Annotated in this window: 17 protein-coding genes; 11 read left to right on the forward strand and 6 right to left on the reverse strand. The window is 69.8% G+C overall.

The window, feature by feature from the left end; translation table 11 throughout:
* Positions 1-321: 321 nt before the first annotated feature.
* Positions 322-1,686 carry a replicative DNA helicase gene (dnaB, locus tag AHOG_RS27850; protein WP_093943951.1) on the forward strand — a complete coding sequence of 455 codons (1,365 nt, stop codon included), beginning with the start codon at positions 322-324 and terminating at the stop codon, positions 1,684-1,686.
* 168 nt (positions 1,687-1,854) lie between these two features.
* Here the strand turns inward: dnaB and AHOG_RS27855 are convergent, their stop codons facing one another.
* The 3 genes from AHOG_RS27855 to AHOG_RS27865 form a co-directional block, all read right to left on the reverse strand.
* Entirely contained in the window at positions 1,855-2,463 is a 609-nt protein-coding gene (locus AHOG_RS27855) for a TetR/AcrR family transcriptional regulator (protein WP_093943952.1), read from the reverse strand.
* Between the two features lie 7 nt (positions 2,464-2,470).
* Positions 2,471-3,304, reverse strand: coding sequence for a class I SAM-dependent methyltransferase (locus tag AHOG_RS27860; protein WP_093943953.1), 834 nt, complete (start codon positions 3,302-3,304; stop codon positions 2,471-2,473).
* A gap of 400 nt (positions 3,305-3,704) precedes the next feature.
* A complete protein-coding gene (locus AHOG_RS27865) occupies positions 3,705-4,568 on the reverse strand; it encodes a helix-turn-helix transcriptional regulator (RefSeq protein ID WP_245856486.1) in 864 nt (287 codons plus the stop codon).
* A gap of 94 nt (positions 4,569-4,662) precedes the next feature.
* Between AHOG_RS27865 and AHOG_RS27870 the strand changes: the two genes are divergently transcribed.
* From AHOG_RS27870 to AHOG_RS27910, 9 genes are all read left to right on the forward strand, one after another.
* Positions 4,663-5,379, forward strand: a complete 717-nt coding sequence (locus AHOG_RS27870; protein WP_093944887.1) for an SDR family oxidoreductase — start codon at positions 4,663-4,665, stop codon at positions 5,377-5,379.
* Complete coding sequence (locus tag AHOG_RS27875) at positions 5,376-5,783, forward strand: hypothetical protein (RefSeq protein ID WP_093943955.1); 408 nt, start codon at positions 5,376-5,378, stop codon at positions 5,781-5,783. Before AHOG_RS27870 ends, AHOG_RS27875 begins: the two co-directional genes overlap by 4 nt.
* A gap of 204 nt (positions 5,784-5,987) precedes the next feature.
* A complete protein-coding gene (locus tag AHOG_RS27880; RefSeq protein ID WP_093943956.1) occupies positions 5,988-6,536 on the forward strand; it encodes a YlcI/YnfO family protein in 549 nt (182 codons plus the stop codon).
* 71 nt (positions 6,537-6,607) lie between these two features.
* Entirely contained in the window at positions 6,608-7,453 is an 846-nt protein-coding gene (locus AHOG_RS27885; RefSeq protein WP_093943957.1) for a DUF4097 family beta strand repeat-containing protein, read from the forward strand.
* Positions 7,454-7,461: 8 nt separating this feature from the next.
* The gene (locus AHOG_RS27890; protein WP_093943958.1) at positions 7,462-8,421 is read left to right on the forward strand and encodes an ATP-binding cassette domain-containing protein; all 960 of its coding nucleotides are present in this window, start codon (positions 7,462-7,464) and stop codon (positions 8,419-8,421) included.
* Positions 8,418-9,248, forward strand: coding sequence for an ABC transporter permease (locus AHOG_RS27895; RefSeq protein WP_093943959.1), 831 nt, complete (start codon positions 8,418-8,420; stop codon positions 9,246-9,248). The genes AHOG_RS27890 and AHOG_RS27895 overlap by 4 nt, the downstream gene beginning before the upstream one ends.
* Before the next feature lie 374 nt (positions 9,249-9,622).
* Complete coding sequence (locus AHOG_RS27900; RefSeq protein ID WP_376700080.1) at positions 9,623-10,804, forward strand: cytochrome P450; 1,182 nt, start codon at positions 9,623-9,625, stop codon at positions 10,802-10,804.
* Positions 10,805-11,057: 253 nt separating this feature from the next.
* Positions 11,058-12,131, forward strand: coding sequence for a MerR family transcriptional regulator (locus tag AHOG_RS27905; RefSeq protein ID WP_093943961.1), 1,074 nt, complete (start codon positions 11,058-11,060; stop codon positions 12,129-12,131).
* A 329-nt stretch (positions 12,132-12,460) separates the two neighbouring features.
* The gene (locus tag AHOG_RS27910; protein ID WP_093943962.1) at positions 12,461-13,504 is read left to right on the forward strand and encodes a fatty acid desaturase family protein; all 1,044 of its coding nucleotides are present in this window, start codon (positions 12,461-12,463) and stop codon (positions 13,502-13,504) included.
* Positions 13,505-13,540: 36 nt separating this feature from the next.
* On the opposite strand, the gene AHOG_RS27915 is transcribed toward AHOG_RS27910, so the two are convergent.
* From AHOG_RS27915 to AHOG_RS27930, 3 genes are all read right to left on the reverse strand, one after another.
* Complete coding sequence (locus tag AHOG_RS27915) at positions 13,541-14,341, reverse strand: alpha/beta fold hydrolase (protein WP_093943963.1); 801 nt, start codon at positions 14,339-14,341, stop codon at positions 13,541-13,543.
* A 123-nt stretch (positions 14,342-14,464) separates the two neighbouring features.
* A complete protein-coding gene (locus AHOG_RS27920) occupies positions 14,465-15,715 on the reverse strand; it encodes an MFS transporter (RefSeq protein ID WP_093943964.1) in 1,251 nt (416 codons plus the stop codon).
* 297 nt (positions 15,716-16,012) lie between these two features.
* Positions 16,013-17,089, reverse strand: a complete 1,077-nt coding sequence (locus AHOG_RS27930) for a hypothetical protein (protein ID WP_093943966.1) — start codon at positions 17,087-17,089, stop codon at positions 16,013-16,015.
* 357 nt (positions 17,090-17,446) lie between these two features.
* Between AHOG_RS27930 and AHOG_RS27935 the strand changes: the two genes are divergently transcribed.
* Entirely contained in the window at positions 17,447-18,304 is an 858-nt protein-coding gene (locus tag AHOG_RS27935) for a GGDEF domain-containing protein (protein WP_093943967.1), read from the forward strand.
* Positions 18,305-18,586 lie beyond the last annotated feature (282 nt).

Here is an 18,586-nt window from a genome sequence, read left to right on the forward strand (position 1 = left end):
CACAGGCACGTCCACAGGAGTGTTTGCCTGCTCCAGAAGAGGGATCTAGCGTTCGGTCTCCGGGTGCCGGCGCCCGGGTCCGGCAGGCGGCGTGGGGCCGCCGCGCCGCAGCGGCAGGCCGACGGGTCGTCCTCGGGCGAACCGGCTCCGGGGCGACTCGCTCTCGGCGACTGGGCTTCGGCGATGACCCTGTTCCGGCGTGGACCCGGTTCGGTCGGAGAGCGGCGACGGGCGGGTCACCGGAGCCGGGTTCGATCCGACCGGGGTGGCGGGGATCGACTACGGCGGCAGGAATCGCGGAGCAAGGACCGGAGGGAACAGGTGGCTCTGACCGACGATCGCGGAGCGGCGGCGGACAACACGTTCGACCGCCAGCCGCCGCAGGATCTGGCCGCCGAGCAGTCCGTCCTCGGCGGGATGCTGCTCAGCAAGGACGCCATCGCCGACGTCGTGGAGGTGGTCCGCCCGGACGACTTCTACCGACCCGCGCACCAGGCGATCTACGACTGCATCCTGGACCTGTACGGCCGGGGCGAACCCGCCGACGCCATCACGGTGTCCGCCGAGCTGGAACGACGGTCCGAGCTGCCCCGGATCGGCGGGGCGCCCTACATGCACACCCTGATCGCCACCGTGCCCACCGCCGCCAACGCCGGGTACTACGCCGAGATCGTCGCGGAGAAGGCGGTGCTCCGGCGGCTCGTCGAGGCGGGGACCCGCATCGTCCAGCTCGGATACCACGGCGCGGAGGGCGCCGCGATCGATGAGGTCGTCGACCGGGCGCAGGCCGCGATCTACGAGGTCACCGAGCGTCGGACCAGCGAGGACTACGTCGCCCTCGAACACCTGTTGCAGCCGACGATGGACGAGATCGACGCCATCGCCTCGCGCGACGGGCAGTCGCTGGGTGTGCCGACCGGGTTCACCGACCTGGACGCGGTCACCAACGGCCTGCATCCCGGGCAGATGATCATCGTCGCGGCACGGCCCGGCGTCGGCAAGTCGACGCTCGGCCTCGACTTCGCCCGCTCCTGCTCCATCAAGCACGGGTTCAGCAGCGTCATCTTCTCCCTGGAGATGAGCAAGACGGAGATCGTGATGCGGATGCTCTCCGCCGAGGCACGCATCCGCCTCGGGGACATGCGCGGCGGGAAGATGACCGACGACGACTGGACCAGGCTGGCCAGGAGGATGGGCGAGGTCAGCGAGGCGCCGCTGTTCGTCGACGACTCCCCGAACCTCACGATGATGGAGATCCGAGCCAAGGCCAGAAGGCTGAAACAGCGCAACGACCTCAAGCTGGTCGTGGTGGACTACCTCCAGCTGATGAGCTCCGGCAAGCGCGTCGAGTCACGGCAGCAGGAGGTCTCCGAGTTCTCCCGGCATCTCAAGCTGCTCGCCAAGGAGCTGGAGGTCCCCGTCGTGGCGATCAGCCAGCTCAACCGTGGTCCCGAGCAGCGCACCGACAAGCGGCCGATGCTCTCCGACCTCCGTGAGTCGGGTTCGTTGGAGCAGGACGCGGACATGGTGCTGCTGATCCATCGACCGGACGCCTTCGAGCGCGACGACCCCCGGATGGGTGAGGCGGACCTGATCCTGGCCAAGCACCGTGCGGGCCCCACCACGACCGTCACCCTGGCCCACCAGCTCCACTACAGCCGCTTCGTCGACATGGCACAGAGCTGACGCGACGTCGTCAGGGTCGCGTGGCCTGCGTCGTCTCCGCACCACCGGCCTCCTCCGGGCTTCGTCCGCGCGGTGCGGTCGAGACACGTCGCGGCCTGTCCGCGACCGGAAGACACGCCCCCTCCACCGATGCTCGACGCCACGCGTCGGGCTGCCTGCCCTGTCGGATCAGCTGATGCCGTTCAGCACGGCGGTGACCACGGACTCGACAGCGGGGGCCCCCGACGCCGTGCCCGACGGCAGCAGCGCGGACAGCACGGTCTCGTGGCAGACGCCGACGAGCATCGCCGCCGCGGCGTCCACCTGTGCGTCCGCCGCCAACCGTCCCGACTCCCGCTCGGCGCGCAGGTAGCCGAGCAGCTTGTCGCGCCAGTGCTCGCCGTGGTCGCGGAGTTCCGCGAACCTGGCGAGCACGACAGGCTGGGCGAGCAGCCCGGTGAACGCGGGCAGGATCGCCCTGTGCAGGGCCAGGCCGTAGGCGAGGTGGACGCGGAGGCCCGCCTCGACGGTGCCGACACCGGGCTCGGGGAGCGGACCCAGGCCGCGTTCGACCGACCGGACATACCTGTACAGGGCGTTCGCCAGGAGCTCCTCCTTGTCGGCGAAGTGGTTGTACAGCACGCCGTCGGCCACTCCCGCCTCGCGCGCGATCGCGCGAACGGTCAGCCCCGCCGTTCCCCGGTCGGCGATGAGGTGTTCGGCGGTGGCGATCAGATGTTCGCGCAGGCTTCGTCCGTCGTCCTCGCCGCGCAGGACCGCCGCTCTTCTCGGTGCCATCAGGGGTTCATCGTAGAGCCGTCACCAGCCACGCTGTTCCGCGCAGGCGAACGGCCGTCTCCTCGGCGAACGGCCGCAGCGCGACCGTGAGGGCGTCCACGGCACGGGCCGCGTCGTCCGGAGCGACCTGATCGAGATGGTGCTTCACCGGCCCCCAGCCGCCGATGAACTCGGCGGCGTCGTCGACGTCGCGGCCCCAGATCTGGTCGGCCTCCACCCGGGTGCAGGCGATGTCCCGGAACCCGGCGTCGGACAGCACGGAGCGGGTGCGAGCGGGATCCGCGAACGAGGTGGGGCCGGTCCCGTCCGGCCCGGTCGGGCGCGGCAGGTGGGGCGCCATCGCATCGAGCACCGTGCCGAGGTCGGTCCCGGACAGCTCGGTCATGCACACGAACGCGAGCCGGCCGCCGGGCCGCAGCGCGCGGCCGATGTTCGCGAAGGCCGCGACCGGATCGGCGAAGAACATGGCCCCGAACCTGCTCAGCGCGATGTCGAACGAGCCGTCCCGGAACGGGTACACCTGCACGTCGCCCTGCTGGAACGACACGTTGGCCACCTTCTCGACGTCCGCGCGGTCACGCGCCCTGGCGAGCATGGGCTCGGACAGATCGACCCCGGTGACCTGACCGAGCGGGGCCCGGCGGGCCGCCGCACGGGTCATCTGCCCGTTTCCGCAGCCCACGTCAAGCACTCGAGCGTGCTCACCGAGCCGGGCCGCGTCGAACAGCGCCTCGTTGAACCCGCCGTTCACGGCGTCGTAGCGGTCGTAGTGGGCAGCCCAGTGCTCGCCCTCGTATCCATTCCAGGCCTGCGCCTGCGCGGTGTTGACGACGCTCGTCATCGAAGCCTCCAATATGAACACGTGTTCATGAACGAGCGTTCATGATGGCTCCGCGGCGATGCTTCCGTCAAGGGATGTACGGCGCCCCCGCGACGTGACGCAGGCGGGTGTCCACTCGCGCGGCCCGCGCGGGAGCCTTCCCGGCAGCACCGGGGCGGCCCGCCCGATCGAGACCCGCGTGCGGCGGGCGCCGCCGAGGAAGCCTCGCGAGACCGCGACCGATCGAGCCGCGTCGGAGAGCGACGACTCGACACCCGAAGATCGAGAGTGGATCGGCAGCTCGGGCACCAGGTCACCAGCGGCGAGCCCACCGACGCCTTCGCCGCCCGCAGGCGATCCGCGCCGGCCGCGGCCGTCTGTCGGCCCGAGGCCGGGGGTCCGGGGCGACCCCGTGACCGGGTCAGGCGGTGAACTGTTCGAGACCTGTCACCCGGAGGAGTTCCAGCGCCGACGCGGTCGGGGTCCCCGCCGCGGCCGAATAGATCACGACGGTCTGGTCGTCCTCCGGCACCAGCAGCACGTCGCCGTCCAGGGTGAGGCGGCCGAACTCCGGGTGGTCGATGGTCGTGCTCTTCGCGCGCAGCCTGCCGGAGCGACTGGACCGCCACAGGGCGTCGAACCGGGGGCTGCCCGACCGCAGGTCGGCGATGAGCCGGGCCAGGTCCGGATCGTCCGGATAGCGTGCCTGAGCATTGCGCAGGCAGCCGACACAGCCTGGCGAATCCGAGTCCGTGTCCGCCCCTCCCGTGTCCGCCGAGGACGTGCCTGCTCGGGCGTCCGCACCGAGGAAACGACGGCGGATGAAGTTGCGCTGATCCGGCGGCTGCGCGGAGAAGTCGCCGAACAACGCGGCGGCGAGCGGATTCCAGGCGAGCACGTCGGACTTGGCGGACAGCACGAGCACCGGCAGATCCGACATCCGGTCCAGCATCCGCAGGACGTTCGGCCGGACGAGCATCGGCACGTGTCCCGCCTGCGGGGGAGCGGAGCCTGCCAGCCGGAAGAGCGTGTCCCGATCGTCGTCGCCGAGCCGCAACGCCCGAGCCAGAGCCCGCAACACCTGGGTCGAAGGCCGGGGTCCGCGGCCCTGTTCCAACCGGATCACGTAGTCGATGCCCAGACCCGCGAGCTGTGCGACCTCCTCGCGACGCAGCCCCGGTACCTGCCTGCGCCGACCAGCGGGCAGGCCGACGTCGGCAGGCGAGAGACGGGCCCGCGCGGCCCGCAGGACGACGGCGAGTTCGGCTCGGTCCATACCGTCCATCCTGCCGAACCGACGACTGCCGCGGGGTGGTACCGCCGATCCCATGCCCCGACGGTCCTGGCGACGGTCGGCGCTCCGATGGACCCTTCATGACATGGTGAAGACGACTGCCCTGGTCACCGGGGCGAACAAGGGACTAGGACGCGAGGCCGTGCGCCGCCTCGCGGGCCTCGGCTGGACGGTGTTCCTCGGGGCCAGGGATGCCGAACGCGGCACCGAGGCGGCGCGGGCGCTGGCGAAGGAGGGGCTGGACGTGCGGTTCGTCGAGCTCGACGTGCGGTCCGACGAGTCCGTGGCGGCGGCGGCGAAGACCGTGTTCACCGAGGCGGGCAGCCTGGACGTGCTGGTGAACAACGCGGGCATCGGCGGCCCGGGCCTGGCGCCTGCCGACACCGGGGCGGACGAACTGCGGGAGGTGTTCGAGGTGAACACCTTCGGGCCGGTCCGGGTGATGCGGTCCTTCCTGCCGCTGCTGCGCGCGGCCGAACAGCCCAGGGTCGTGATGGTGTCCAGCGGAATGGGGTCGTTCGGCGTGGCCGAGGACCCTCGCCACGCCGGCATCGTGCCGCCGCAGCTCGGCTATCCGGCCTCGAAGACGGCGCTGAACATGATCACCGTCCAGTACGCCCACGCGATGGACGACATCCGGATCAACGCCGTGGACCCCGGCTACACCGCGACCGACCTCAACGGCCATACGGGTTTCCAGAGCCTGACCGAGGGGACGGACGCGATCGTCCGGCTGGCGTGTGTCGACGCGGACGGCCCGACCGGCGGCTTCTTCGATCGTCACGGGAAGGCGGCCTGGTGACCGGCATCCTCTCGCTCGGTCTGCACCCGAGCGTCCTCGACTACAGCAGGCATCCGGATCTGGACGAGGCGACGCTGACGGCTCGGATCGCCGCAGGCGAAGCCGCACTGCGTGCGGCGGGCTTCGACATCGTGCCGTGCCTGGTCGACACCGACCCGACGGAGGCGGCGGCGGCGATCCGTGCCTGTGTCGCCGCGCACCCGGTGCGGGTCGTGATGATCGGCGCGGGGGTGCGGATATTCACCGAGCACACCCTGCTGTTCGAACAGGTGGTGAACCTGCTCGTCGAGCTGGTCCCCGACGTCGTGTTCTGCTTCAACACCTCGCCGGAGACGACGATCGACGCGATCCGCCGCGGGACACGGACTGCCGCCGAGGCGGATCAGGATCGCACCGCACCCTGAGCCGGCGGCGACCCGTCGGCCGACCGGCAGGCCGCGTCGGACCGATCGATGTCGGCCGACTCGCCCGGAATCACGACGTCGCGCTGTCGGAGCCGTCGCGCTGACCAGCAGTTTCGCGTACGCGAGCCATATCTGAGCCAAAGTGATGCCATCCAAGTGCCGATTCCCCTTGCGATGGCATCACTTTCGTGCCATTGTGGCGTCATGGACTTGACCCCGCATGTGAGCAGTCTCGGACGGGAGTTCGCCGCGCTCGCCGAGGTCGGCGGCGACGACGCTCGCGCGTTGGTCGAGCGGCTCAGCGGCCCGCTGGAGTCGGCCATCCGGATGGCTCTGCTGGATGCGCTGTCCACCGCGAGCGAGGAGATCACGCGCGAGCTGGCACCCGGTTCGGTGGAACTGCGACTGCGCGGCCGCGATCCGAACTTCGTCGTGACCACACCGCCCGCCGAAGCAGGCCCGGACACGGGGCGAGACGACCCGGCCGACGAGGGCGACACGCCGATCGTCGAGGACGGGCCGAGCCTGCGGATCAACGTGCGGCTTCCCGAGCAGCTCAAGGCCGCCATCGAGGAGGCCGCGGCCAAGGAGGGCCGCTCGATCAACGCCTGGCTCGTGCGCGCGGCCGCGGCCGCGCTGCGGCGCTCGGATACACCGCAGCGGTCGACCGAGGCGACGTCGCACCACCCCGAGCACGCTTCGCGGACCGGCGGCGGGCGAGCCCGACAACGCCTCACCGGCTGGGTGCGCTGACCGCCCCCGCTTCGGACCATCACGCCCCGACCTGCGGGGATTCACCACCGACCCACGATGAGGGGACAGCCATGCCCGAATTCAGCACCCCGGAACCGATCTCCGTCGTCCTCGAACTCGCCGTCGGCGCCGTCCTGATCGCCGCGAGCGACCGCGCCGACACCACGGTCGACGTGCGACCGACCGATGCGACCGACGAGTCGGACGTGCGCGCCGCCCAGCAGGTCCGTGTGGACCACACGAACGGCATGCTGCGCATCTCGGGGCCCCGACAGCGACTCTTCGACTTCTCTCGACGGAGCAGCTCGGTCATCGTGTCCCTCGGCCTGCCGAGCGGCTCGCAGTTGTCCGCCGACGTGCAGGTGGGCGACCTCACCGGCACGGGCAGGCTCGGAGGGTGCCGCTTCAAGACCTCGGCAGGCGACGTCGACGTCGAACGGACGGGATCGTTCCGAGTGCACACCGAGGCGGGGAACGTCACGGCGGCGACGGTCGACGGCGACGTCGACGTCCACACCGGGTCCGGACGAGTCCGCGTCGGCACGGTGGCCGGGACCGTCGTCGTGAAGAACTCCAACGGCGGCACCGAGATCGGTTCGGCCACGGGCGACGTCCGGGTCCGCTCGGCCAACGGCGACATCCTCGTCGAGCAGGCGAGCGCGAACGTCGAGGCGAAGACGTCGAACGGCGGTATCCGCATCGGCGAGGTCGCGCAGGGCTCGGTCGAGCTGGCGACCGCGATGGGCGATCTGGAGATCGGCATCGCCGAGGGCACCGCCGCCTGGCTCGACGTGCACACCGGATTCGGCCAGGTGCACAACCTCCTGGACACCGCCGACCGACCGGAGCAGTCCGACGAGACCGTCGAGATCCGAGCGAAGACCTCGTTCGGCGGCGTCACCGTCCGACGTTCGTAAGGAGAGCCATGACCACCACACGAATCACGCCTGCGATCGTGGCGACCGGGTTGCGCAAGTCGTTCGGCGACCAGGTCGTGCTCGACGGCATCGACCTGACCATCCCACCGGGAACGGTCTACTCACTGCTCGGCGCGAACGGCGCGGGGAAGACCACCACGGTCAAGATTCTGACCACGTTGATCCGTGCCGATGGCGGCGACATCCGCGTCGCAGGCCACGACCTGACAGCCGAACCCGCGGCGGTGCGCGCCGCGATCGGTGTCACCGGCCAGTTCTCGGCGGTGGACAACCTGCTCACCGGCCGAGAGAACCTGCTTCTGATGGCGGACCTGCATCACCTCGCCAGAAGCGAGGGCAGGCGGCGCGTCACCGGACTGCTGGAACGGTTCGATCTGGTCGAGGCGGCAGAGAAGCCGGCCTCGACGTACTCCGGGGGCATGCGGCGTCGACTCGACCTGGCGATGACCCTGGTCGGCAGGCCGCGAGTGATCTTCCTCGACGAGCCGACCACCGGCCTGGACCCGCGCAGCCGCCTGAGCATGTGGCAGATCGTCCGAGAGCTGGTGGCCGAGGGCGTCACCATCTTCCTGACCACGCAGTACCTGGCGGAAGCCGATGAGCTGTCCGATCGGATCGCGGTCCTCGACCACGGTCGACTGGTCGCCGAAGGCACCCCGGACGAGTTGAAGCGCCGCATCCCCGGCGGCCATGTCCGTCTGCGGTTCGGCGATCAGCACAGCCTTGACGCAGCCGTGCGAGTGCTGGATCAGTTCTCCTACGACGGGGACGCGCTCGCCCTGCGGGTCCCCGGCGACGGCAGCCTGCACTCGCTGAAGACCCTGCTCGACCAGCTGACAGCCGGTGCCGTCGAGGTCGAAGAACTCTCGGTGCACACCACCGACCTGGACGACGTCTTCCTCTCCCTCACCCACGGCTCCCCCGACTCGAAGGCGGCCTCCCGATGAGTGACTCTGGCCATGCCCTCGCCGGGCGAGCACCGGCGAGCATCCGATTCCATCCGCTGCGCGACTCGGCGACGATGCTGCGCCGCAACCTCAAGCACATGCTGCGATACCCGTCGATGACCGTGATGCTCGTCGGGATGCCGATCGTGATGCTGCTGTTGTTCGTCTCCGTATTCGGCGGAACGCTGGGCGCGGGACTAGGCGGCGGATCGGGCGGACGCGCCGAGTACCTCGACTACGTCACCCCCGCGATCATCCTGCTGACCATCACGACCACGGTGCAGGGGACCGCGATATCGATCGCCATGGACATGGCCGAGGGCATCATCACCCGATTCCGCACCATGCACATCGCCCGCGTCTCGGTGCTCACCGGGCACGTGTTGGGCAGCGTCATCCAGGCCATGCTCAGCGTGGCGGTCGTCATCGGCGTGGCGATGCTGATCGGCTTCCGGTCCACCGCGGGCCTGGTCGAGTGGCTGGCCGCGGCCGGGCTTCTCCTGGCGACGACGTTCGCGCTCGTCTGGCTCTGCGTGGCACTCGGCCAGGTGAGCAAGAGCGTGGAGACCGCGAGCAACCTGCCCATGCCGCTGATGCTGCTGACATTCTTCGGCAGTGGCTTCGTCCCCACTGACTCCATGCCCGGCGGGCTGCGCTGGTTCGCCGAATATCAGCCGTTCACGTCGATGATCGAGACCCTACGTGGCCTGCTGACGGGCGGGCCGATCGGCGACAATGCGTGGATCGCCCTCACCTGGTGCGCGGTCATCGCTCTCGGCGGTTACCTGTGGTCGAAGAGGCTGTTCGACCGCGAGGATTCGCGTTGACCCCGTAGTCGGAATAAACAGTGCAACACAGAACGTCGGTGATCAGCCCCGCGAGGTCGGCCGACCCGACAGCAGAAGAAACGGCCTTTCGCAATTCATGGTGATCACTATGTGCTGATCACGGCGCAGACCATCACGAATCCACCCGATCGGCGACGACTGCGTCATCATCTACCGCGCGACATCCGTCGCCACATTCCGACGTTCGTCACGATATCAACCACCGCGACAACGCACCCTGGGTCAACCATGCCTCCATCATCGCCGGTATCCGGGTCCGTCGGCGCTCGGAAACAACGGCGATCGTGCTCGGCATTCATCGCCATGAGAGGAAACTCATGAATCATCCGGTCGCCATTCCGCACGGTCTACCCATGGAACGCGATGCCGGGCCCTTCGATCCGCCCCGCGCCATCACCCGGCTACGGGAGGCTCGTCCCGTCAGCCCCATGGTCTTCCCCGACGGTCACGAGGGCTGGCTCGTCACCGGCTACGACGCCGTCCGCAAGGTCATGGCGGACACGCGATTCAGTTCCCGCCAGGACATCGGCGTCCTTCACGTGCCGTGGGAGATCCCCGGCATGCCCGTCTTCACCGAACCGCCGCCGCAGCCGCCGGGCATGTTCATCGCCATGGACCCGCCGGACCACACCCGGCTGCGACGCAGGCTCACCGGCGCCTTCACCGTCAGACGGATGAAGCAGCTCGAGGCGCACGTCGCCGAGATCGTCGAGCATCGGCTGGACGCGATGGCTCGCCTTACGCCGCCGGTCGACCTGGTGACGGAATTCGCGGTGCCGGTGCCGCTGTTGGTGATCTGCGAGCTCCTCGGCGTCCCCTACGCGGACCGGCAGGAATTTCAGGCCCGCTCCGCGCGATTCCTCGTCAAGGACCTGCCGCTCGAGGAGAAGACGGCGGTACACGGCGCGCTGCACAGCTATCTGGCCGAACTGGTCACGCGCACTCGCACCGCTCCCGGCGAGAACATCCTGTCCGACCTGGCCTGCCAGGAGGACCTCACCATCGACGAACTGACCGGTATCGCCTTCCTGCTGCTGCTCGCGGGCCACGAGACCACCGCCAACATGCTGGGGCTGGGCACCTTCGCGCTCTTGGAAGACCCCGAGCAGGCTGAAGAACTGCGTGCCCGTCCCGAGCTGGTACCCGATGCCGTCGAGGAACTCCTGCGCTCGCTGTCCGTCGTCGACATCCTTCTTCGCTATGCCACGGAGGACATCGAGCTCGGCGGGGAGACGATCAGCAGAGGGTCGAGCGTCGTCGTCTCCGTGCTGGCCGCCAACCGTGATCCCGGACGCTTCGAAGATCCCGACGCACTGGACATCCGCCGCCGGGCCCGCGGTCATCTCTCCTTCGGCCACGGCGTCCACCAGTGTCTTGGCCAGCAGCTGGCCCGTATCGAGATGCGCGCCGGTTTCGAGGGACTCCTGCATCGCTTCCCGACCTTGGCACTCGCCGTCCCCGCCGATGCGGTGCGGCTCAAGACCGATATGAACATCTACGGCGTCCATGAACTGCCGGTCACCTGGGATCAGTGACGGTCGCCGGTCGGCCCGCCGGTGTTCACCGACGGCGTTCGGCCGCCGCACGATTCCGAGGGACCCCGCGGACCAGGGCTCGCCTCATTCGGGCGAGCGGCGCGTCGCCACATCGACCGACGTGGCGGCGTCGTCGGTACAGCGGCGTGGGGGCGGCGTGGTCGCGGCTGCCGCCTGGCCCGCTTCTCGCCGGCGCCTCGAACCGCGCGACGGGCTTGATTCTCAAGTGGCTTGAGACGACATAGTGACGCCCATGGACGACAACGAGCTGTACCCCATCGGGGATGCGGCCCGGCGGACCGGTCTGAGTGTCAGCGCCATCAGGTTCTACTCCGATGCGGGGATCACCCCGCCCGCCGGCCATACCAGCGCGGGCCATCGGCTCTACGACGTAGAGTCGATCGCCCGGCTGGAGCTCGTCCGGACTCTTCGTGAGCTGGGCGCCGGGCTGGACGACATCCGGAGCCTGCTCGCCGAGGAGACCACGCTGCACGACCTGGCCATCACGCATCTCGGCATCGTCGAACGCCAGACGCACCGCCTTCAGGTCAGGCGAGCAGTCCTGCGCACCATCGTCAGGCAACACAGCGCGACCGAACGGATCGGCCTCATGCACAAGCTCGCCTCCATGTCCGACGACGACCGAGACCGCCTCATCGACGAATTCTGGGACGAGGTCAGCGAAGACCTGCCCGTGCACCCCGGCTACATCACCATGTTGCACCAGATGCGGCCCACGCTTCCGGAGGAGCCCACGACCGAACAGCTCGAAGCCTGGTTGGAGCTGGCCGACATGGTCCGCGACGCGGACTTCCGCCGCGAGGTCCGTCAGTTCTTCCATGACAGCTTCGCGGGCAGCTCCCTGGCGCAGCAGGTGACCTCGCCCGCGATGCTGAAACAGATCGAGAAGCATGGGCTGATCATGGCGGAGGTCGGGGAGGCACGCCGGTCCGGAATGCCGGTGGACTCCCCCGCGGCCGGCGAGATCGTCGAGCGGCTCGTGGTGGCGACGGCCGAAGTCACCGCCGAGGCCACCGGGGAGTACGACGTCGACGAGACCCGTCGACACCTCACCGAGGCCCCAGAGGATCACTCCGAACCCACCGAGGCCGCCGAGAGGTTCACCTCCCGTTTCACGAGCGTGCTCGACCGGTATCTCACGCTGACGGCGACGATCAGCGGCGGCCCGCAGCCGGACCCGGACGACGGTGACAAGGACGAGAAGTGGATCGCCGCCGTGCTCGCACACGCCGCGGCGAACCGGGTGTCGGACTCCGCCGATGCACGGGCGGACGGTGTGACGGCGGAGCCGCCCGCCGCGCCCTAGACCCGAGCCGCCGCCGGGGTGGCGGAGGAGACACCGCCACCCGACGCGGCAGTCGGAACGGGAGCCTGCGGACTCCGCCCGCTGCTCAGGCACGTGGCCGATGCCGATCGGGGCAGACCGCCACCGGACGACATGACGACGAAACGGACTTTCCGCCGATGACCTCGGTGCTCGCCGGTCCGATGCACGAATCGGCGCAGAAGTCCAGACGTCTACCACGACTGTATCCAACACGCATCTCCGTAGAATCAGCTCACATGACTAACGCAGTCCCCTCAGGCGGGGCAGCCGCGCGGAGCGACTCGAACGACGGGTCTCCGACCGCCCTGATGGCAGCCCGACCGGAGGCGCAGGACGCGACGGAGGCGACGTCGAGCAACGACTTCGCCCAACTCGCTCGCCGGATCAACGACGCAGGTCTGCTCGACCGACGGCCTGTCTACTACGCCGTTCGTCTCAGCATCGTCGCGACGCTGTTCGTCGGCGGCTGGGTGGCCTTCTTCCTCGTCGGCGACTCCTGGTGGCAGATCGCCGTCGCCGTCTACCTTGCGATCATCTTCGGCCAGGTGGCGCTGGTCGCCCATGACCTCGCGCATCGGCAGGTCTTCCGGAAGCGGCGGATCAGCGCGTTCAGCGGCAGGCTCGCGGGCAACGTCGGCATCGGCATGAGTTACGGCTGGTGGATGGACAAGCACACCCGCCATCACGCCAACCCCAACCACGAGGAACTGGACCCGGACGTCTCGCCGGAGCTGCTCATCTGGTCGGAGCGCCAGGCACGGCAGAGCAGCGGGATCGCGAAGTTCATCGGCCGCAGGCAGGCCTTCCTCTTCTTCCCGCTGCTCACGCTGGAGGGCTTCAACCTCCACGTCGCCAGCGTCCGTGCCCTCTTCCGCCGTGACCTGCGCGGGCGAGGTGTGGAGGCGGTGACGTTGATCGGCCACTTCGTGCTCTATCTCGCGGCGTTGTTCACCGTGCTGCCGGTGGGCAAGGCGATCGTGTTCATGCTCGTCCATCAGGCGCTCTTCGGCGTCTACCTCGGCAGCATCTTCGCGCCGAACCACAAGGGGATGCCGACGCTGACCAAGGAGGACGAGCTGGACTTCCTCCGTCGCCAGGTGCTCACCTCGCGCAACGTCACCGGCGGCCTGGTGACCGACGTGGCGTTGGGCGGCCTGAACTACCAGATCGAGCATCACCTGTTCCCGCACATGCCCAGCCCCAATCTGCGTAAGGCCAAGCCCATCGTCCGGGACTACTGCCGAGAACTCGGCGTGCCCTATCAGGAGACGAGTCTGATCACCTCCTATGCGATGGCCTTGAAGCACATGCACGAGGTCGGCGAGCCGATCCGCGCGGCAGCCAAGGGGTAGTACCGCTTTCGATCTGGTGTCTCGTGCATCGCCGCCTCAGCGGCGATGCACCTCGCCGAGGAACTCGTGGATCAGCGTGGACCACTGCTCCGGTTGTTCGACGAACGGCAGGTGTCCGGTGTCGATGTCGACCAGCCGGGCGTCGGGGATGCCCTCGGCGAGTTCACGCTGACCAGCCGGGGTGGCAAGCAGGTCCCCGGTGGTCACGACGACCAGCGTGGGCACCGCGACGTGGGCCAGGTCGTCCCGTACGTCCATCCGGCCCGCCAGGTCGACGTGCTCCGGGGTACCGGGCGGCACGGTGCTCGCCGAGTGGGCCGCGATCCCGTCGACCTGTTCCCCGGACAGGCCCTCGAGGTAGGGGATGCCGCCCCCGTTGATCGCCAGGAAGCTGCCGAGCAGGGCCTCGTCACCGTGCGACAGCAGGCCCTGCCACAGCCGCACCGCATGCCGCAGCCGAGGCCCGGCCGCCGCGAAGCCAGCGGTCAGCACGAGCGCCCGGACCCGATTCGGATGCCTGCGCGCCGCCCGGATCGCCAACGGCACGCCCATCGAGTAGCCGACGACGGCGAAGGAGCTCAGCCCCTCCTCGACGGCGGCGGCCACCAGCTGATCGGCTAGGACGTCGACGTCCAGGGGGAACGACGACCTCGGCGTCAGCCCCGCACCGGGGTAGTCGGGCCCGACGACCGTGTACTTCGCCGCCAAGCCGTCGAGGATCGGACCGAAGTTCGCCTCGACACCGCCGCCGCCGCCGTGGGCTAGCAGCACGCCGGGGCCCGCGCCGCGTACGACTCGGGCCAACGCGGAGGTGTCCGGTCGGGAGAGGGACGTCATCTCTGTACTCCTTACTGTTGATGGCAGCGCTTTCGTGCAGGCGCTGTCGGTGCAGGCGCTGTCGGTGCAGGCGCTGTCGGTGCGGGGGTTCGCCGCGACGAGGACGGCCGGAGTCGGGGCCGATCAAGGGAGGCTCGGTCGGCGAGAACGCCGCGGAGGCGACGGGCGGCGGCCGCCCGACGGGCCTGTCGTCGTCTCGGCAGGCCGGGCGCGTAGCCGGTAGACGAGCAGGACGGCGAGGGCGAAACCGACCAGGACCAGCGTCGACGCCGTCACCGACAGGCTGATCAGGCTCGATCCCGCGTCCAGCTGCCTGGCGCCGAGCCAGGAGCCCGCCGCGATGCCGAGGTTGAAGCCGGAGGTGTTGGTCGCGACCGCGAGGGTCGGGGCTGCGGCTGCCAGCGCGGCGACCCGTGTCTGGAGAACCGGGACCAGCGCGAACGCCGCCGTCCCGAGCAGGACCAGTGCCACCGTGACGGCGGGTCGGCTGGTGGCGGTCACCAGGAAGGCCGCCGAGGTCGCCGCGAGCGCGCCGGTCAGCAGGAGCAGAGAATTCCACGGGCTGTGGTCGGCCAGGCTGCCGCCGAGCAGGTTCCCGACGAGCGCGCCCGCACCGAAGAGCAGGAGCAACGAGGCGATCGCCCGGGCGTCGAAGCCGCTGACCTCGGTGAGCAGTGGAGCGATGTAGGTGTACAGCGTGAACAGCCCGGCCTGAGTGAACACGGTGATCAACAGCAGGGTTGCGACACGAGCGTCGAGCAGGGCGCGGACCTCACCGCGAAGACCGGATGGAGACGCCGCGGCGCCTCGTACCGCGAAGGGCAGCACGATCGCCACCGCCACACCGAGGATCGCGATCGCCCAGAACGTCGCCCGCCAGCCGTGGCCGGCGCCGAGCCAGGTCCCGGCCGGAGCGCCGAGGACGGTGGCGAGGTTGAAACCCGAGGACACCACGGCGACGGCGAGACCACGACGTCCGGCAGGCACCAACGCCACGGCGGTGACCAGCGCGACGGCGAAGAAGGTGCTGTGCGTCAGGGCCGTCACCGTCCTCGCGACGACCAGCAGCCGATACGTGTCCGCGGTCGCCGCGACGAGATTGCCCAGCGCGAAGACGAGTGCGGCGAGGGGCAGCAGCAGGCGGCGCGGTAGACGCAGGGTCGCGACGGTGACGAGCGGCCCCCCGACCGTGACGGTGAGTGCGTACCAGGTGACGAGCATCCCCGCCGTCGGCACCGAGACGTCGAGATCATCGGAGAGCTGCGGAAGCAGTCCGACGACGACGTACTCGGCCGTGCCGATGACGAACACTCCCGCCGTCAGCACCGACAGCGACACCGCTCCGCCGGCTCCTGTCGTGTGGCTGCCGAGCATCCGCGCACCATCCCGCCGGTGACCGCGCTCCCCGACGGGTCGCCTTTATTTATCGATCACTAAATAAAGACGCTAGCACGGCACCCTCGTCGTCCCGGGACGGCCCGTGACCTTCGAGAGGTCGCGACGGCCGAATCTCACCGACCCGCGACGATCCACGCAGCCATCCGGCATCCGGCATCCGGCATCCGGCATCCGGCATCCGGCATCCGGCATCCGGCATCCGGCATCCGGCATCCGGCATCCGGCATCCGGCATCCGGCATCCGGCATCCGGCATCCGGCATCGAGGAGTGTCCTACCGCCAGGGTCGCCGGGTGATCCGCTCCCAGCCGTCGAAGAGTCGTCGGGCGGAGCCGCCGACCGGACCGACCACGTCGCGTCGGGTCCGCGCGTCGACGGGTTCGGCCTGTTCCACCGCAGCCACGACGTCGGCCGCGTCGTCGACGGTCGACGAGCACACCCGCAGCAGATGCTCCGGCACCGCCAGCGCCGGATCGACGCAGCCGACGATCGGCGTCCCCACGGCCGCCACCAGGGGGAACACCGATCCGGGGATGCCGACGGCCGCCTCCACCCGCGCCGAGGCCTCGACCGAGGCGAGCGAGCTGATCTCGTAGTCGTCCCACAGCGCGGGGTCCTCACGAGGATGCAGCCCGACGACGACCCGCCTGCCCGACTCGGCCAGCCGCGCGGCCGAGGCAAGCAGCAGCTCGGCGCCCGGCGCCGCGCCACCGGTCTCGTCCGGGTGCGTGACGCTGGTCAGGATGAGTACCGTGTTCGGTTCCGGCCGCCGCGCCGGAAGATCGTCGGTCTGCGGAGACCCGACCGGCCAGACTCGCGGTCGGTATCCGAGGTACTCCCGGAACGCACGCGCCTCGGCAGGCGAGCCGGCCGAGGCCCACCGCACGCGCCCCCGAAACTCCCCCGCCCGAGTCGCCTCCTCGGCGGGCAGATACGCCAGCGAGGCCGCCGCCACCGGCAGTCGGCGCAGCCGACGAGCACAGTCGGCGGGCCAGTCCTCCGCACCGTTGAGCACCAGCAGATCCGCAGGCGGGGCGTTCCCCGGTGTGACGACCTGGACCGGGTCCTCCGGCGCGATGTTCGAGAGATCGGGCACCAGCTGGATCAGTTCCCAGCCACGTCGCCGAGCCTCGGTGAGCAGTGGACGCACGTGGTAGGTGCCCCACGGCTCGTTGGTCGCGAGCAGCACGCGACGGCGACCGGACCCGGGCGGCCGCCACGGCCCGAAGGAGGCGGACCGGGCTTCGGCTGTCGCGGCGGCACCGCCGAGCAAGGTGGCACCCACGCCGAGAGCGGCGCCGAGGACCGCGCGCCGGGATGCCTGCCGTCGGGGGGTGGGATGGCTGTCCATGGGCGGACGCTAACCAGGCAGGTCGACGGGGAGGTGAACGCCGGATGCCACGCTGCCGTCCGCGGACCCACCACGGCCCCGTGACGACGGCCCCGTGATGCGGACGAGCGCACGCCGTCCGACCCCCGCCCCGATCCCCATCCCGGCGGGCGAATGAGACTGACGGATGGGCCGGAGCCCCGATCCGAACGAGCGTCGCCACCGAGTCGGGACTACTCGACCACCGCTCCATTTCACTCAGCGTTCATCGGTGGCCGAGAAAACCACCCGTCTGAGCGCCCCGGCGGACTTGAACTGGGGCGAAGTGCAGGGAAGGCTCAGCTCCAGTGCTCCGTTCGGCGGAAGGTATGGGGCCAAATGAGTGCCGTGAGGACGGCGGCACAACGAGAACTCGGCTCGGTCTGGGGCGATGTCGTCGCGGAGCTGCCGGTCGGAGTGCTGCTACAGAATGCGGGCGGCGAGGTGCTCGCCGCCAACGAACTCGCAGCGATGCTGCTCGGCCGCTCCAGACCGGAGCTGATCACGGGCGGCCTGCGAGTCGAGCACGTGCTGCGTGATGAAGCAGGCGCGCCGGTGCCCCGCAGCCACCAGCTCATCGGCCAGCTGACGCGCAGACCGGGATTGCTGCGACTACCCCTGGTACGAGTCGGTGCCCACGGCATCGAGACCAGACTGTGGATGAGCTTTCAGGTCATCAGCCTGCACGGATCTCCTGTGCTGTTGTCGTTCCTGCAACCTGTCGACGGCGAACCCGCCCGCCGGGCGGGCGTGATCGACCCGTTGACCGGCCTGCCCAACCGGGTGTTGCTGCTCGACCGGCTCCACGAGAGTCTTGTTCGAGCGGACATCAGGGGCACCATGGTCACCCTGGTACTGGTGGACATCTGCCGGCTGGCGGAGGTGAACGCCGTCCATGGCTTCGAACGCGGTGACGACCTGCTCATCCTGCTGGCCGATCGCCTCAAGGCGGGTCTTCGTGCCGACTACACCGTCGCCCGTTACGGCAGCGACGAGTTCGCAATCGTCGCCGAGCATCCCAGGGGCAGCGGCACCGCCATCGCCGCGCGGGTGAACGACGTCGTGGGCAGCCCGGTGTTCCTCGGCCGCGTCCGGCTGCGGCCCGAACTGCGCACCGCCTGGGTTACCAGCGACGGGACCCTGCCGTCGGTCGCGATGCTCGACCGGGCCGAGACGATCCTGCGTCGACGTGGCTGACCGGTAATCAGTCCGCATCCCGCCAGGCGGCGAGTCGGGCGTCCGCACCCCTCGCCCCCGGCCGTGACCGGTCCGCGGCCTCGCCGAGGTTCGTCGCACCGACCGGGCACGCTGCCGGCCGGGCCCTCGCCAGGGGCGTCGGGAGGCCTGGAGCATCCGGCGATGCCACGGAAGTTCGGGAGCACCGGGACCCTGGAGAGCCGGGCTGCACTGGAGCTTCCGAAGCGCTGGAGGGCTGGGGACGCCCGGAAACGCCGGAAACGAGGAGAATCCGGCGGCGCG

It is taken from the genome of Actinoalloteichus hoggarensis, from assembly GCF_002234535.1.
Lineage (GTDB): Bacteria > Actinomycetota > Actinomycetes > Mycobacteriales > Pseudonocardiaceae > Actinoalloteichus_A > Actinoalloteichus_A hoggarensis.